The 16,178-nt window shown below is 61.4% G+C and carries 15 protein-coding genes and 2 tRNA genes; 7 read left to right on the top strand and 10 right to left on the bottom strand.

Annotated elements, in window-relative coordinates; all coding sequences use genetic code 11:
- Positions 1-239 precede the first annotated feature (239 nt).
- Positions 240-443 (top strand): cold-shock protein, encoded by a 204-nt coding sequence (locus PCO31010_RS15170; RefSeq protein ID WP_150664962.1) that lies wholly within the window; start codon positions 240-242, stop codon positions 441-443.
- A 134-nt stretch (positions 444-577) separates the two neighbouring features.
- Here PCO31010_RS15170 and purT read toward each other — a convergent pair whose 3' ends face one another.
- Positions 578-1,780, bottom strand: a complete 1,203-nt coding sequence (purT, locus tag PCO31010_RS15165; RefSeq protein WP_150664961.1) for a formate-dependent phosphoribosylglycinamide formyltransferase — start codon at positions 1,778-1,780, stop codon at positions 578-580.
- Positions 1,781-1,900: 120 nt separating this feature from the next.
- Entirely contained in the window at positions 1,901-2,554 is a 654-nt protein-coding gene (locus PCO31010_RS15160; protein ID WP_150664960.1) for a TetR/AcrR family transcriptional regulator, read from the bottom strand.
- 165 nt (positions 2,555-2,719) lie between these two features.
- On the opposite strand from PCO31010_RS15160, the gene PCO31010_RS15155 reads away from it, so the two are divergent.
- The 4 genes from PCO31010_RS15155 (at position 2,720) to PCO31010_RS15140 (ending at position 8,206) form a co-directional block, all read left to right on the top strand.
- On the top strand, positions 2,720-3,622 hold the full coding sequence (locus PCO31010_RS15155; RefSeq protein ID WP_150664959.1) for an SDR family NAD(P)-dependent oxidoreductase: 903 nt from the start codon (positions 2,720-2,722) through the stop codon (positions 3,620-3,622).
- A 25-nt stretch (positions 3,623-3,647) separates the two neighbouring features.
- On the top strand, positions 3,648-5,204 hold the full coding sequence (locus PCO31010_RS15150) for a flavin-containing monooxygenase (protein WP_150664958.1): 1,557 nt from the start codon (positions 3,648-3,650) through the stop codon (positions 5,202-5,204).
- A gap of 69 nt (positions 5,205-5,273) precedes the next feature.
- Entirely contained in the window at positions 5,274-6,293 is a 1,020-nt protein-coding gene (locus PCO31010_RS15145; RefSeq protein WP_150664957.1) for an alpha/beta fold hydrolase, read from the top strand.
- A gap of 158 nt (positions 6,294-6,451) precedes the next feature.
- Positions 6,452-8,206, top strand: coding sequence for an MBL fold metallo-hydrolase (locus tag PCO31010_RS15140; protein ID WP_150664956.1), 1,755 nt, complete (start codon positions 6,452-6,454; stop codon positions 8,204-8,206).
- A 22-nt stretch (positions 8,207-8,228) separates the two neighbouring features.
- On the opposite strand, the gene PCO31010_RS15135 is transcribed toward PCO31010_RS15140, so the two are convergent.
- The 6 genes from PCO31010_RS15135 to dusA form a co-directional block, all read right to left on the bottom strand.
- Complete coding sequence (locus PCO31010_RS15135; protein ID WP_039399007.1) at positions 8,229-8,477, bottom strand: hypothetical protein; 249 nt, start codon at positions 8,475-8,477, stop codon at positions 8,229-8,231.
- 82 nt (positions 8,478-8,559) lie between these two features.
- Complete coding sequence (locus tag PCO31010_RS15130; protein ID WP_150664955.1) at positions 8,560-8,814, bottom strand: DUF1488 family protein; 255 nt, start codon at positions 8,812-8,814, stop codon at positions 8,560-8,562.
- Positions 8,815-9,205: 391 nt separating this feature from the next.
- Positions 9,206-11,032 (bottom strand): eCIS core domain-containing protein, encoded by a 1,827-nt coding sequence (locus PCO31010_RS15125; RefSeq protein WP_150664954.1) that lies wholly within the window; start codon positions 11,030-11,032, stop codon positions 9,206-9,208.
- Between the two features lie 353 nt (positions 11,033-11,385).
- Positions 11,386-11,850 (bottom strand): GNAT family N-acetyltransferase, encoded by a 465-nt coding sequence (locus tag PCO31010_RS15120; RefSeq protein ID WP_150664953.1) that lies wholly within the window; start codon positions 11,848-11,850, stop codon positions 11,386-11,388.
- A gap of 301 nt (positions 11,851-12,151) precedes the next feature.
- A tRNA-His gene (locus PCO31010_RS15115) sits at positions 12,152-12,227 on the bottom strand.
- Between the two features lie 188 nt (positions 12,228-12,415).
- Positions 12,416-13,429, bottom strand: a complete 1,014-nt coding sequence (gene dusA / locus PCO31010_RS15110) for a tRNA dihydrouridine(20/20a) synthase DusA (RefSeq protein WP_150664952.1) — start codon at positions 13,427-13,429, stop codon at positions 12,416-12,418.
- Between the two features lie 267 nt (positions 13,430-13,696).
- On the opposite strand from dusA, the gene PCO31010_RS15105 reads away from it, so the two are divergent.
- Positions 13,697-14,581, top strand: coding sequence for an EamA family transporter (locus PCO31010_RS15105; RefSeq protein WP_150664951.1), 885 nt, complete (start codon positions 13,697-13,699; stop codon positions 14,579-14,581).
- On the opposite strand, the gene PCO31010_RS15100 is transcribed toward PCO31010_RS15105, so the two are convergent.
- Both PCO31010_RS15100 and PCO31010_RS15095 read right to left on the bottom strand, forming a co-directional pair.
- Positions 14,550-15,053, bottom strand: a complete 504-nt coding sequence (locus PCO31010_RS15100) for a GNAT family N-acetyltransferase (RefSeq protein ID WP_150664950.1) — start codon at positions 15,051-15,053, stop codon at positions 14,550-14,552. The genes PCO31010_RS15105 and PCO31010_RS15100 overlap by 32 nt on opposite strands.
- Before the next feature lie 157 nt (positions 15,054-15,210).
- A tRNA-Met gene (locus PCO31010_RS15095) sits at positions 15,211-15,287 on the bottom strand.
- Between the two features lie 212 nt (positions 15,288-15,499).
- On the opposite strand from PCO31010_RS15095, the gene PCO31010_RS15090 reads away from it, so the two are divergent.
- A complete protein-coding gene (locus PCO31010_RS15090) occupies positions 15,500-16,114 on the top strand; it encodes an NUDIX hydrolase (RefSeq protein WP_246184623.1) in 615 nt (204 codons plus the stop codon).
- Positions 16,115-16,178 lie beyond the last annotated feature (64 nt).

Genomic DNA, 16,178 nt, shown 5'->3' with positions numbered 1-16,178 from the left:
CATGTCGCAACGCAGCGAAAATCGGCTGGAAACTGGCGTGGATCAACAATTCCACAGTTTCCCTGCTTGACACCTTCCCACCTTTCCCGTAAAAAAACGGGTGCATGAACGTTGTATGGCGAGTCTTGTGTCATCTAATGTCGCCCTCTGCGTCAACTCGGTTGTACCTGATCAGCTTTAATGTCATGCGCTCGCTGAGCATCTCGCTCGCTCATTTGAAAACTTTAAGGATTTAAGAAATGGCAACTGGTACCGTCAAGTGGTTCAACGACGCCAAGGGTTTTGGTTTTATTACGCCGGACGAAGGCGGTGAAGATCTCTTCGCCCACTTCTCGGAAATCCAATCGAAGGGTTTCAAGTCGCTGCAAGAAAACCAGAAGGTCAGCTTCGAAGTGAAGATGGGACCGAAGGGCCGTCAAGCCAGCAACATCCAGGCCATCTAAGGTCTGCGATTCGCTGAGCGGTCGCTAACGCGATCGACGCGCCTCGGGCAGTACGCTAGACCCTAGCGACTGCCCGAACTGAAAACCCCGCCAAGGCGGGGTTTTTTCGTTATGGGATGCGACCGGATGGAGGCTCAGACAGCGCGCGGCTTCACCCGACTCGCCGCTTCCACTGCATTGCTGCGCGCAACGTCAAGATTCTCGTCGTACGCCAGCGCCACTCCCATACGACGCTTCACAAAGCTCTCCGGCTTGCCGAACAGACGAATGTCCGTCTGCGGCACCTGCAAGGCCTGATCGACGCCGTCGAACACGATGCCCCTGGCGTCCACACCGCCATAGATCACGGCACTCGCGCCCGGCGTCTTCAGCGTGGTATTCACCGGCAGACCGAGAATCGCACGCGCATGCAGTTCGAACTCGTTCTGCCACTGGGTGATCATCGTCACCATGCCCGTGTCGTGCGGACGCGGACTGACTTCGCTGAACCACACGTCGTCTCCCTTCACAAACAGCTCGACACCGAAGATGCCCTGCCCGCCCAGATTGTTCGTCACGTCACGTGCAATGAGACGCGCACGATCAAGCGCGACGGACGACATCGGATGCGGCTGCCAGCTCTCCACGTAATCGCCACTCACCTGCTTGTGGCCGATCGGCGCGCAGAAGTGCGTCTCGACCTGTGCATCGGCGCCGCGTGCACGCACGGTCAACAGCGTGATCTCGTAATCGAAGTCGATAAAGCCTTCGACGATGATGCGGCCGTGACTCACGCGCCCGCCTGCCATGGCGTAGTCCCACGCGGCTTTCACGTCGGCTGCGCTGTCGATCTTGCTCTGCCCTTTACCCGAGCTGCTCATCACCGGCTTGACGATGCACGGATAGCCGATGCCCCCGTCGATGGCCGCTTGAAGTTCTTCCAGCGAATCGCAGAACTGATACGGGCTCGTCGGCAGGCCCAGCGTCTCGGCCGCCAGACGACGAATGCCTTCGCGGTCCATCGTCAGACGCGCGGCACGCGCCGTCGGAATCACGCGCACCACGCCGTCGGCTTCCAGTGCTTCGAGCATCGGCGTGGCGATGGCTTCGATTTCCGGCACGACGAGATCGGGCTTCTCGGCTTCGATCAGTGCCTTGAGCTGTTCGGGATCGGTCATCGCAATGGTGCGCGAATGATGCGCCACCTGCTGGCCCGGAGCGTTCTCGTAGCGATCGACGGCAATCGTCTCGACACCGAGACGCTGCAAGGCGATCAGCACTTCACGGCCGAGTTCGCCAGCGCCCAACAACATGACCTTCGTCGCGCTCGGCGACAGCGGGGTTCCGATAGTGGTCATTTGCGACCTTTGGAGAGTAAAAAATTAGGGAGGACGACGGGGGACGGCGAGCCCTCAGCCGCTCGACTGACGTCGTGGCCGTCGTACGTGAAAGCCGTATTGTAGCGAGCCATGCGCAAATCACATCAGCGCGCCTCGCAGCACGCGACGGCAGCTCGTCACCATGCACGCCTGCGTGTCCTGATAGCCCATGAGGACCCACGCTGTTCCCGCGTTGGTCATCGCGCCCACCAGCGCCAGCCCGACGATCCGGGCCTGCGCCTGCGCGTCGGCATCGGTCGGCGGTGGCGTCTCGGCCATGGCGAGGATCAGCTTCGCGAATTCAAAGATGTAGCGCTGATAGGTCAGGTCTGTCTCCGGGCTCACGCCCATCACTTCAAGCAGCAGCACGCGGGCCGCCTGAGGCTGACGCAGGAACGCGAAGAAGGCGTTCAGGCCAGCATCGAGCCGCGCGTCGAGCGTCGGGGCGCTATCGGCGATGGCGGCCTGTAACTGTTCGAGCAGCGTCTGCGCGTGATGCGCGTAGGTCGCCCGCAGCAGATGCTCCATGTTGTCGAACGCCGCGTAAAAGTACCGGTCGTTGAGCTTTGCCAGACCGCACACCGAGCGTACGGTGGCGCGGCGAAAGCCGACAGTGCCGAACACCTCGGTGGCGGCGTCGATCAGCGCGGTGCGGCGCGCCTGTTCCCGCTGCGCCTGCGCCACGCCGCCATAGCGCCGCCCTCCCTCCCGGGCCGTCGGTGCAGCATCCTTCGATTCGAGTCCTTGTTCCATTTCGCTATTTGACATCACCTTAATGGAAAACTAAAGTGGTGACACGCAACACCAAATTTGCGTGACCTCATTATAGGCAACGCGAGCGCCGCCGCAAGACGACTTAAGATCCATAAGAGGCGGCATGCGACAGGCATCCCCCAGGGGAGACAGGGAGACGGCACGATGAAGACGTTCACGGACAAGGTGGCGGCCATCACGGGTGCGGGATCGGGCATGGGACGCTCGCTCGCCTTGGAACTGGCACGCCGGGGAGCGCACCTCGCGTTATCCGATATCGACGAGGCAAGCGTCACGCACACCGCCATCGCGTGTCGTGCGCTCGGCGCGCGCGTGACGTCGCAACGCCTCGACGTCGCCGATCGCGACGCCGTCTTTGCGTGGGCGCGCGACACCGCCGCCGCACACGGCAAGATCAACCTCGTTTTCAACAATGCAGGCGTGTCGTTGTCCGTGCCGGTCGCGACCACACGTCTTGAAGATATCGAGTGGCTGATGAACATCAACTTCTGGGGCGTGGTGCACGGCACACAGGCGTTCCTCCCCTACCTCAACGCTTCCGGCGACGGTCACATCGTCAACACGTCGAGTCTCTTCGGCATCATCGCCATGCCGACGCAATCGGCCTACAACGCCAGCAAGTTCGCCGTGCGCGGTTTTACCGAAGCGCTACGTATGGAGCTGGAGCTGGCGGGCTCCCCCGTGTCGTGCACGTGCGTGCATCCGGGGGGCGTCGCCACCAATATCGTGACGGCATCGCGCATCGACGACAGCATCGCCGCGTTCACCGGCATCGACGCGCAAACACATCGCCGTCGCGCCAACAAGCTGATCGACGTGACGAGCGCCGACGCTGCCGCGCGCCAGATGCTCGCCGGGGTCCAGCGCAATGCGCGGCGCGTACTCGTGGGCGCCGACGCGCGCCGCGTCGACAAGCTCGCCCGCCTGCTCGGCGCAAGTTACCAGGCAATGGTCGTCTGGTTCTACCGGCGCTCGGCCATGTCGAGCAAACGGTCTGCGGCCGCTGCAAACGCGCGAACCGCCGCGACCGATTCATCCACGAACTGAAAATTTCCGGCCGGAGGATTTCGTCATGACGGCAAATACAACCGTGTCCGATATCGCAAGCGCGTCCCGCACACGCAGGGATCTGGACGTCATCATTGTGGGCGCAGGACTCTCGGGCATCGCCGCCGCGCACTATCTGCGCGAGCGCTGCCCCGGCACCCGATTCGCGATGCTCGAAGCCCGTCAGTCACTGGGCGGCACGTGGGATCTGTTCCGTTACCCCGGCGTGCGCTCCGACTCCGACATGTACACGCTCGGCTTCAGCTTCCGTCCGTGGGCGAGCGATCAGGCCATCGCCGGCGGCGGCAAGATTCTCGACTATCTCAAGGAGACGGCCCGCGAAGAAGGTCTCGATGAGGCGATTCGTTATGGACACAAGGTAAGCGAAGCACGCTGGGACTCCGGCATCGCCCGATGGACGCTCGACATCGAGCGCACGCACGAGGACGGTCGTTGCGACACCGAGACGCTCACATGCCGCTTCCTCTTCATGTGCAGCGGCTACTACGCCTACGACGCCGGCCACGCCCCCACCTGGCCCGGCATGGAGACGTTCGGCGGCACCGTGGTCCACCCGCAGCATTGGCCCGCCGATCTCGACTATCGCGACAAGCGCGTCGTCATCATCGGCAGCGGTGCGACGGCCGTCACCCTGCTGCCGAGCATGGCGACGAGTGCGTCGCACGTCACGATGTTGCAGCGCTCGCCGAGCTACATCCTGTCGATGCCGCAGCGCGACGGCGTCGCCGAGCGTCTGCGTAAATGGTTGCCTGCGGGGGTCGCGCACCGGCTCGTGCGCACGAAGAACGTGCTGATCACGCTCGGTTTCTACAATGCCGCGCGACGCTGGCCGAACGCCATCCGACGCGTATTGATCAAGCGCGCGGCACAACAAGCGCAGGGTCATGCCGACGTCGAACGCGATCTCACGCCGCGCTACAACCCGTGGGATCAGCGACTGTGCCTCGCACCGAATGGCGACATCTTCAAGGCGTTGCGCAGCGGTCGTGCCGACATCGTCACCGACGAAATCGCGGCATTCACCCCTGCCGGTCTCACGCTCAAGAGCGGCAAGACGCTTGAGGCCGACATCGTGGTGACGGCGACCGGCTTGCGCGTGCAACTGATGGGCGGTGCGCGATTGCGGGTCGACGGCCAGCCCGTCACGCTCTCCGACACAGTGGCCTACAAGGGGATGATGTACAGCGGCGTGCCGAATCTTGCGTCGGTCTTCGGTTATACGAATGCCTCGTGGACACTCAAGGCGGAACTGATCGCGCAGTACGTCTGCCGTCTGATCAACCATATGAATGCGCATGATGCCGACACGTGTGTGCCCTATCTGCGTGACGGCGAACACGGCGAGTTGCCCGCCATCGGTCTGACGTCGGGGTACATTCAACGCGCCGCCGGCGCGCTGCCCCGGCAAGGCGGACGCAAGCCGTGGGTGTTCTATCAGAACTACCTGCGCGACTTGCGACTGATGCGCTGGAGTAGCGTCGACGACGGTGCGATGCATTTCGAGCGTCGCGCAACGCTGCGACGTGTCGTCGCATCGTCGGACCTCGCAACACCTTGTTAGGATGCGTTTTGACGCGCACGTCGCGCACGCTTCATGCATCCTTCTTTGCCTGCTCTTCGGCCCGACACCATGCTCATCGTCTACTTGCTCGCCTGCCTCGTCATCGCCTTCGCCACTGTGGTGCTCGTACTGGTGCGCTTTACGCGGCGTGTAGCCAAACGCGCCGAAGCGGCCGTGCCGCCGGACGGACAGTTTCTCGATATCGACGGCGAACGACTGCATTACGTCGATTTCGGACACGGCCCCGCCATCGTGTTCATTCACGGGCTCTCCGGGCAATTACGCAACTTCGCTTATTTGCCACTGGCCGCGCTGGCGCGCACGCATCGCGTAGTGCTCGTCGACCGCCCCGGCTCCGGCTATTCCACACGTGGGCCGCAACACGATGCCGCTATCGCATGGCAGGCGAACGTCGTTGCGCAACTGATCGACACGCTTGCGCTGGACCGTCCGCTGGTGGTCGGGCATTCGCTGGGCGGTGCGGTATCGCTGGCGCTCGCGCTCGACCATCCACAACGCGTAGGCGCGCTCGCGTTGATCGCGCCGCTGACGCAGCCGGTGTCCGAAGTGCCTGCGCCCTTCCGTGCACTCGCCATCCGGAGTGCCTGGTGGCGCCGCTGGGTTGGACGCACGCTCGCCGTGCCGGTCGGCATGATGACGGGACGCACGACGCTCGCGTATGTCTTCGGGCCTGAAGACGCGCCCGAGGACTTCCTCATTCGCGGCGGCGGCGTGCTGGGCTATCGTCCCGGCAACTTCGAAGCAAGCTGCGTCGACATCCTCGCGGCGGAGCGGGACATGCCCGCGCTGGCGGCGAGATACAACGACCTGGCAGTGCCCGTCGATGTGCTTTACGGCCGCAGCGACCGCGTGCTCGACTACCGCCAGCACGGCGAAACCTTGCCGGTGGCGAGCCCGCGTGCGCAACTCACGCTCGTCGACGGCGGCCACATGCTCCCCGTCACGCAGCCGGAGCTGACCGCCCAATGGCTGAGTGAGGTCGCTGCGCGCATGCCGTCTGCACAGAACTATCGTCCTCGTCACGATGTGACGATGGTGTCGACGCACGCCGCCAACGACGCCGCCTGATCGTCACGAGGGCATCACGATGCCCGTCCCGATTTCTCCTCGTCGATGACGTAACGCGCAGCGCGCCGCAAGTTGGGGATCGCCCCGCCTGCGGTGTCTCTATTCCGATGGCACACTAGGGGCTTTCCGATATTGCGCGCCCTCAGTGCGCACGTCTCATGGCAGATCGTCCCGAAGCGCAATCGTCTACGCCTGACGGCCAGCATTCCTCGCCTTCCCAGTCGCCCTCACAGCGCTCGCCAACGTCCTTGCGGATGGCGGCGAGTCTCGTCGTATTACGCGAACGCCCGAGTGGTCTGGAAGTGCTGCTGTTACGGCGTGCCGTCCGGGCCGGTGACTTCAGCTCCGACGCCTACGTCTTTCCCGGCGGTGTTGTCGACGCGGCCGATCGGCAAGGACACGCGGCGTGCATCGGGCTGAACGACGCCACGGCGAGCGAACGTCTCCAACTGACCGATCATGGCCTCGATTACTACGTCGCGGCCATCCGCGAATGCTTCGAGGAAACGGGGGTGTTGTTCGCGGTCGATGCTACGGGTGTGCCAATCGAAGCCTCCGCGCTCGACGACATGCGCACCCAACGTGACGCGCTGCACGACGGCAAGATCGATATCGCATCGTTGTGCCATGCATCCAACGTTCGGCTGACGCCCGACCGTCTGCACTATCTGAGTCACTGGGTCACGCCGCTCGCGCTGCCGAAACGTTTCGACACGCGCTTCTTTCTGGCGATGCTCCCCGAGGGCCAATCGGTCGAAGTCGATCAGATCGAGACCGCAGCACACCGTTGGATGCGTCCGCACTATGCGCTGACGCACGCGGACCAACTGCGACTTTTGCCGCCCACGCGCAAACTGCTCCAGTGGATCGAAAGTATGGGGACTGCCGAGCGGGCGATAGCGACGGCATCGACGCTGGCCGCGCGGCACGAAATCCCGCGTATCCAGCCGCGCCTCGCCAACGGCAAACGCGGCCGCTGGCCCGTCACGCCGGACGAGCCGGCGTGGGCCGAACTGACGCTGACCGATCCACAGGAGCAAGGCACCGGAAGCTACGACATCGTGCCGGGAAACGTCGTGACGCTCATGCCCGGCGTGCTTCGCGTCACCGCATCGAATCCGGGGATGATGACCGGCCCCGGCACCAACACCTATCTGATTGGCGGCGGGCCTCAGAACGAGTGGGCTGTCATCGATCCCGGCCCCGACGATCCCCTGCATACAGAGACGATCCTGCGTGCAGCGCCAGGCGTCATCCGACAGATTTTCGTCACGCACACGCATCGCGATCATTCGCCCGGCGCGCGGTTGTTAAAGGCGAAGACCGGGGCCGTGACGTATGGCATGCACGCGCGTCATGACGAAGGGCAGGACACGGCATTCGTGCCGGACGTCGCCCTCTCCGACGACGACGAAGTGACGCTGCCGGATGGACGCATGCTGCGCGCCGTCCACACACCGGGGCACGCGGCGAACCATCTGTGTTATTCGCTTGACGACGCGAAGCTGGTCTTCACCGGCGATCACGTGATGCAAGGCTCGACGGTGGTCATCAACCCGCCGGATGGCCATATGGCGACTTATCTGGCATCGCTGGAAAAGCTGGCGGCGTTGGCGCCACAGTGGCTCGCGCCGGGGCATGGCTTCGTGATGGATCGTCCGGCGCAGCGCATCGCGCGGCTGGTGGCACATCGGCTTGCGCGGGAAGCAAGCGCGCTGGCGGCGCTCGCGGACGTCGGTCCGGCGAGCATCGACATGCTCACACCGGTGGTCTATGCGGACGTACCAGCGACGCGGCACGGTGTCGCGCGACGTTCGCTGCGCGCGCATCTGGATAAGCTCGCAGAAGACGGACGCGCCGTCCTCTCGGCGGACGGCGTATGGCGTTTGTGTGGCGAGACGGAGGCGGGCTAAATGACCAAGGGCGCGCGAAAGGTCACGCGTCCCCGTCACCGAGTAGTTCGTCGACGATGCGCTCACCGGCCTTGCGTCCAGCCATCTCGGCGTCGAGCCGGTTGTCGCGATGACCATCGGGAGAGCGCACTTCCGGCCCTTCCGGCTTGTCGTGTCGCAGCACTTGCACCAGATAGTCCCACGGTCCGGCGTACTCATTCTGAAACGCCTGAACGCGAATTCGATAGCCTGCACGGTAATCGTAGACCTGCTCATGCGATGCGTAGCTCATGAAGGACTCCGTGTTTCCGGTTAGCGGGATGCCGCCTGTCTGGCGGCAAGGTGCTGCGACGTTCAATTTGAATATCAAACGCTCATTGCTTGCCGACTTCGATTGGCTCGACGCTGGCACCCTGCGCAATCGCCTTGGCGGCGAGGTCGACGATTTCGTCTTCGAAGTCGACGAACTGATCGAATAGCGCCTCGCCCCCGGCATCGACGCCTGACAGGTGATTGAGCGCGGCGCGACCGATCTGGCAGGTCCAGACCTTGCCGTCGACATGCACATTAAAACGCACGGACTCGCCGTCGCTCCCCAAGCCGAGGCCACCGTGCAAAAAGGTACTCATTGCTATCTCCACACTATCCTGAAAGTCGAAAAACGCCCTGCGATGCCAAAAATCGTAGCACGTTCGAATTTCATAGGGGACATCGTAGCGTTACGCAAAGCGCACATTCCGGATCGTACCGGACATAAAAAAAGCCCGCCTGAGGGAGGCGGGCTTCAAACCGGGACGCATGGGGCACCATGGGCACCGGGAAGACAGGGTCATGAAAACATGACGAGTCCATTATGGACGGCCCTGTACGGCACGGCGTAACCCATCGAGCGGGAAATTAGATGTAGATCAAACTTTGGCAGCATCAAAAGCGAATGCACGTCAGTTATCGACGGGGCACTCAGGAATAATGGGAACTTGCACGCCTGCCAGAACGCCGTCACCTAAGGCCTCGACGACCTTATGCCCCGCCCACTTGCGGCTGCGGCTTAAGCGCTCTCAAATCCGTTGGCGTCATGGCGTACGCAAGGGTATCGCTTTGCGGCGCAATCGATTTGATATCGATCTTCACTTCGTATCGATTTGCCAGCTTGGGAGGTGCGGCCGTCGCCAAGAATTCGCTATCGACGTCGGCCTGGAAAAATAGCGTACTGTCGGCTTGAGACCAATCCTGATAGTCCGTTTCGTGGTCCTCGACGACATCGAGTGATTTTGAGAAGTTGAACGTCTTTTTCAGGAGCGACGTCAGTTCGGTCTGAAGTAAAGCCCGCCCCGCCGCGCTATCGAGATAGGTGAAAGGGTCCTGCTTCCAGAAGGTGTTGACGGCCTGAATGTCCCACGCGAATGTCGGAAGATAGTGGCGCTTGAAAATGTGACTCCATGTCTCGGGCGGCACGCTCGCCGTCACCATGACGGGCACGTTGACCAGTGTCGGTCTGCTCCCGACCCGGGTCATGGATTTGACGATGAAGGTGAACTTGAGGTCGGTCCAGTCGTCCTGCTCCTCCACGTCCTCCTGCCCGATGTCCTCCGCCTCGTCGCTTTCGCCGGTGAGCCATGTGGCACTCCGCTTCTTCACCCAGCTTCCGTCGAATTGGTACCAATGCTCCTTCGTGTAAGACGAAATGGGTGCGGCATTGAGCTTGACCATTTGCGCCGTGGCTTCTTTGAGCAGTGCTACCAGATGCTCTTCCACGTCTGAATCGTGATGCGTCGCCTTTTTCGAGTCGGCCACCTTCGTCGGCAGAAAATCGTGCACCACAAGCTGATTGATCTGACGTATCGCATCGTCGAGCTTACGCATCTCCAGAGAGAATGCCGTCTCCTGGACAGTCGCGCCCTTCCCGCTCATTTCCGGATCGAAGAAGTTTTTTGCACCTTGCACCTGATTTGCCCGTCCCGGAACAATGTTCTCGGGAATGTTGATCAGGTGTTGCTCACTGAGTACCACGTGCGCTCCGGCGGTCTTGTTCGCCTCCGTTCTGAACGCTGCAAGCGCAGCGCCCAAGTCCGCCCAACGACTGCTCCCATCCATTGTCATTGGCGCCAGTGTCTTGGTTAGCGTTTCGCTGAACGTCCGCCAACTCTCTTGCGACACCATATGGTCGAGCTGCACGTCTTCCTTGTCGATGACCTGCTCTTCCCTGCGTTTGTCGTTCGCCGCATCGGGGAAATTGCCTTGCAGCACACGAGCCCCGCTCACTATTTCCCTGAGCGTAGAAGATGACGCGGGCCCCTGCCGCATCGCCAGCGCCCCCATGCGATCTGCTTCATGCTCGAGGGCGGGATCGTCGTTGATCTGCGTGGCTTGCAATTGCATTGTCGGCTGAACACGGCCCTGCGCCTGTTGCACGACGTGCCAGGCCTCGTGCGGGAGATGCTGTTCTTGCCCGGGGGCCAGGTGGATGTCAGTGCCCTGCGCGTACGCATGGGCATCGAGTTGCGCTGGCTGCGATGAGTTGTAATGCACCTTTACCGCGTCCATCGACATGCCGCTGAGGCTTTCGATGCCCGACTTTAGCCCGTCGGGAATACCGGTGTTGTTAGGCCTTGCCTCGCGCTGAACGGCAGAATCGGCAGATGTGCCGCCAGCCGTCAGTCCCTGAAGCGACTTCAGTTGCACGGCACGGGGACTGTGGTGAGCAATCGTCTGGAGTTGTCGGAGTGCGACCGTCGAAGGCCGGTTATCTGCCAATGGCGCGTCGGCGGCTTGCGCTTCGTCGCGCCCTAGGCTCGTTGCTTGCGTCCGATGTTCTTCGTCTTTGCCCGAATCCGAATACGTTCTCATGAGTTCGCAATCTCAGGATTTCCGCGGTCAAACCACAAACAATTGTGAAGTACGACGCACTATCGACGCGATGGCCGATCGTGAAAACCATGGAGCGCTTAACGTGATTCAGCCCCGCCTTCGCCGCCTTTTGTAATGCTGATTGGCTGCGCGATGTGCTACGCAGACGGCAGCATAGCAGAGTTATTTGTATGTCTTGTGGCCGCAAAACACGGGCGTGGAATCTCTCGGCGCGTTGCCGAATAATGTCCAAACGGGCGTATCTCGAGCCGCTTAGACTGGATTTGATACGCCCGAATTGGCTATTCCATCATCTCGACGGACGAGACGCCACGGATTCCGCCCGCGTAACTTCAAAGGTTCTTGCGGTACATCACAAACCCAGGCTTCTCGGCGACGTCGTCGTAAAGCCGCATGGCGGTGAGGTTCGTTTCGTGCGTGTGCCAGTACACCCGCGATGAATTGGATGCCTTCGCGTGCGCGTAGACGGCCTCGATCAGCGCGCGTCCCACACCCTGCCCACGCGCCGCTTCGACAGTAAAGAGATCCTGCAAATAGCAGGTCGGCCCTTCCATCGTCGTGCTGCGGTGATACAGGAAGTGCACGAGCCCGAGCGTATGTTCGCCACGTTTGGCGATGATGGCATGCATGGGCTCATACCCGTCGAAAAAGCGCGACCAGGTCGTGCGCGTGATGTGTTCCGGGAGAGCGGTGGCGTCGAAGCGTCCGTAGAAGCGGTTGTAGCCGTCCCACAGCGGCCGCCATGCATCGAAATCTTCCGGTGTGACGGCGCGGACTTCCAGCGTCGAATCGGTCATGCGTTATCTCCATTTGTCGGCTGTTTCAAACCGCCAAGCGTAAGCGACACATGGTCCCCGTGTTAGTCCCAGGCAAGCCAAAAACTGTGGAGCCAGCGGTTGGGGGAACGTATGAGTGGTGACGACCGATGCGATGAATTCCACGCGCACGAAACCCGTGAGCATGCACAAACACGATGACCGTCGCTCAAGCAGAACGCACGTCGATTATCGACTGAGCAAGAGAACTTTTTTCTTTCGGGAGAATTTCCCGGAACGGGAAAATGAAGGACGTGTAACGCTGAGAACTACAAGGGAATTTTGGGGTGACCGATGGGACTCGAACCCACGACGACTGGAATCACAATCCAGGACTCTACCAACTGAGCTACGGCCACCGCCGTGATCAGCGCTTTGACTTGCTCGCTGAACAGAAACAAGATTATAGCGACGTTTTTATCGCGTTGCCAACTCTTTTTTCACTTCTTCGAAATATTTCTTCTCTCACGTGCACGATCGGTGCGCGACATCGGCATCTCACGCGGCGAACGCTCGTCACCGAACGTCGCCACTTACACGCTACGTGTCACGCCGCAACGCTCGATTGCGCCTCGTCACGCTCGGAGAATGCGCCCGCAAGCAGCTGAGCGCGCGCGTCTTCGAACGCACTCACGCCAGCCTTCAAACGCTTCGGATCCGACAGCACGCGACGCCATCCGCGCGCGCCCGGCACGCCACGATATAAGCCCAGCGCGTGACGCGTGATCGCGCCGAGATACTGCCCCTTCTCCACTTGCGAGGCCGCGTATTCGATCAACGCGTCTTCCACTTCCTCACGCGACTTCACCGGCGACGCATCGCCATAAAAGCGCGCGTCAACCTCAGCAAGTACATACGGGTTGTGATACGCCTCGCGGCCCAGCATCACGCCATCGACGTGCTGCAAGTGCAGCTCGACTTCATCGAGTGTTTTGACGCCACCGTTGATCAGGATTTCGAGCTGCGGGAACACTTGCTTGAGACGGTAGGCATAGTCGTATTTGAGCGGAGGAATCTCGCGGTTCTCTTTCGGGCTCAGGCCTTTGAGAATCGCGTTGCGTGCGTGGACGATGAACGTCGAGCATCCCGCTTCTGCGATCTTGCCCACGAAGTCCTCGACGAACGAGAACGATTCGACGTCATCGATACCAATACGATGCTTGACGGTCACGGGCACCTGTACCACGTCGCGCATTGCCTTCACGCAATCCGCCACCAACGCAGGCTCGGCCATCAGGCACGCACCGAATGCGCCGCGCTGCACACGCTCGGACGGACAACCGCAATTCAGGTTGATCTCGTCGTACCCCCACTGCTCACCCAACTTCGCCGCGCGCGCCAGATCCTGTGGTTCGCTCCCGCCCAGTTGCAACGCGACGGGATGCTCCACGGCATCGAAATCGAGATGACGCGCAACGTCGCCGTGCAGCAGCGCACCGGTGGTGACCATCTCGGTATACAGCCACGTGTGGCGCGAAAGCTGACGATGAAAGACGCGACAGTGCCTATCGGTCCAATCCATCATCGGTGCGACGCTAACGCGGCGGGCAGGCAAGTTCATGCAAATTCCTTAGATACGGCAAACGCCGCCTCGCGCGCGTCAAACATCGTTTGCGCAACTGAGATGACGTCTCTTAATAAGCGAAACCCAAAGTATACGTCATGGACTCATCGGCCGCCGGGACCCGCGGCATTGGGGAACGCACGTCAGTCGTCCGACCAGCAAGCCTTCCGACAGGTTTTTCCTCACGACAGGTCGACGCACCGGGAGTACACTTTCGCCTTCCGTCGATAACAAATTAACTATTCGGCAACAGGAGACGCCAACATGGCACCGAAGGACCTCTTGCAGGCACTGATCGTCGTACTCGCCTGGGGCGTGAACTTCGTTGTCATCAAAGTCGGCCTGCATGGCGTTCCGCCCATGTTGCTGGGCGCACTCCGATTTTTGCTTGCCGCGTTTCCCGCGATCTTCTTCGTCAAACGCCCGCAAGTGTCACTCGGATGGCTAATCGCCTACGGTGCCACCATCTCGTTCGGCCAGTTCGCCCTCTTGTTTACTGCGATGTACGTCGGCATGCCCGCCGGACTCGCGTCGCTCGTGCTGCAAGCGCAGGCCTTCTTCACGCTCGGGCTCGCAGCGATGTGCCTCGGCGAACGGTTTCGCGCGCAGAACGTCATCGGCCTGTTGATTGCTGCGGCGGGGCTCGCCGTCATCGGCATGCAAGGCGGCGGCGCCATGACGCTCATCGGCTTCGTGCTGACCCTGTGCGCCTCGCTCAGTTGGGCCACCGGCAACATCGTCACGAAGAAAATCGGCAAGGTCGATCTCGTCGGACTCGTCGTCTGGGCCAGCCTGATTCCACCGATTCCGTTCGTCCTGCTCTCTTATTGGTTCGAAGGCCCGCAACAGATCGCGCAATCGCTCGAGCACATCTCGGCGTCGTCGATCTTCGCAATCGCCTATCTCGCCTTCATCGCCACACTCGTCGGCTACTCGCTTTGGGGACGCCTCATGACGCGCTACCCCGCCAGTCAGGTCGCTCCGTTCTCGCTGCTGGTGCCGATCATCGGACTGGCGTCGGCCGCATTGTTGCTGGACGAACAATTGACGACCCCGCAAATCGCCGGTGCCATGCTCGTCATGACGGGGCTCGTCGTGAACGTCTTCGGCGCGAAGATCAAACAGCGTCTGCTGCCGGCGCAGCAGTAGGTGAAGTAGGTGCAGTCGGCGCAACTGGTTTTGCCGTTGCAAGCCGCATATGCAGGATCGGGAACGGACGCCCCTGACCATCGAGTTCGGAGCGTCCCGTCACCTCGAAACCCTCGCGACGATAGAACGCCAGCGCCTGCGGATTCTGTTCGTTGACGTCGACACCGACACAGTCCAACTCACGCACCGCATACGCGAGCAACGTCGCGCCGATACCCTGCCGACGCGCCTCGGGAGCAACGAACAACATCTCCACATTGCCGGGCGACACGCCAAGAAAGCCGCGAACGATGCCGTCGTCATCGCGAAACACGCGCAACGTCACCGCGCCGAGATACTCGTTGCGAATGCGCGGACGCAACCACGCAATATCGTCGTCGCTTAGGAAATCGTGCGTAGCACGCACGGACGCCTCCCAAAGTTCGGTGATGGCGTCGAATTCGTTTTCGCTGGGAGTAGAGATGCCAGACATAGAGACCCGTAGTTGGATTTCATTAGCGTGACCGTTCGAGCTGCACCGCCTTGCTAATAATCCCTAGCGCAATCGAGGGACTCATCGCGAACATCACGCAAAGCAGAAGCCGAAACGCAAAAAGCCTGATTTCTTGTGGAAATCAGGCTTTCGAATTTGGTTGCGGGGACAGGATTTGAACCTGTGACCTTCGGGTTATGAGCCCGACGAGCTGCCAGACTGCTCCACCCCGCGTCTGAAGAATTAAATTATATGACAATTGCCATCGCAGTGCAACATGACACGCCGAATATTTTTCCAGTGATGCGCTCGCACATCCCGTTCGCATCGTCGCAAACCGTTGTACATCGCCAATACCGGGGGTTATCCCGGCACCCGGTGTGCGTCGCCGCACAGCGCGCGTCGCCGGTGATACACTCGCAGCAACCATGAACCGACGTCCTCCCATCCAATTCTGTTCCGCCTGCGGCCATACGGTCGAGTTGCGCATTCCGCCCGGTGACAACCGCGAGCGGCACGTGTGCACCAATTGCGGCACCATCCACTATCAGAACCCGCGCAACGTGCTTGGCACGGTGCCTGTCTGGGGCGATCAGGTGTTGCTGTGCAAGCGCGCCATCGAGCCGCGACTCGGATACTGGACGCTGCCCGCCGGCTTCATGGAAATCGGAGAGACGACGTCGCAAGCCGCCGCACGCGAGACGCTGGAAGAAGCCGGTGCCATCGTCGAAGTCGGTGCGCTGTTCTCGCTGCTCAACGTGCCGCACGTCAATCAGGTCCACATCTTCTATCTGGCCCAGATGCGCGAGCCGCAGTTTGCCGCCGGTGAAGAGAGCCTGGAAGTCGCCCTCTTCTCGGAAGACGAAATTCCGTGGGACGACATCGCGTTCCCGACCGTCGCCAAGACGCTGCGCTTCTTCTTCGAAGATCGCCGTGCGGGAGCCTTCGGCGTCCACGTCGAAGCTTCGGCAGACGCCGCCCTCCCGGGCGCACCGGCCCCCTCGCTGCCCGTGCACACGGCACACACCGAGGACATCCTCACGCCGATGCTGCGTGTCTGAACGCATCGTCGCCCGCTTCGTCGACATCTGCGCCCGTCCTGTGATGTCGAAGAAAACCCCGCAA

The organism is Pandoraea commovens (assembly GCF_902459615.1).
GTDB lineage: Bacteria > Pseudomonadota > Gammaproteobacteria > Burkholderiales > Burkholderiaceae > Pandoraea > Pandoraea commovens.
The sequence above is the reverse complement of the archived record's forward strand: the minus strand, read 5'-3'. Positions and strand labels throughout refer to the sequence as shown.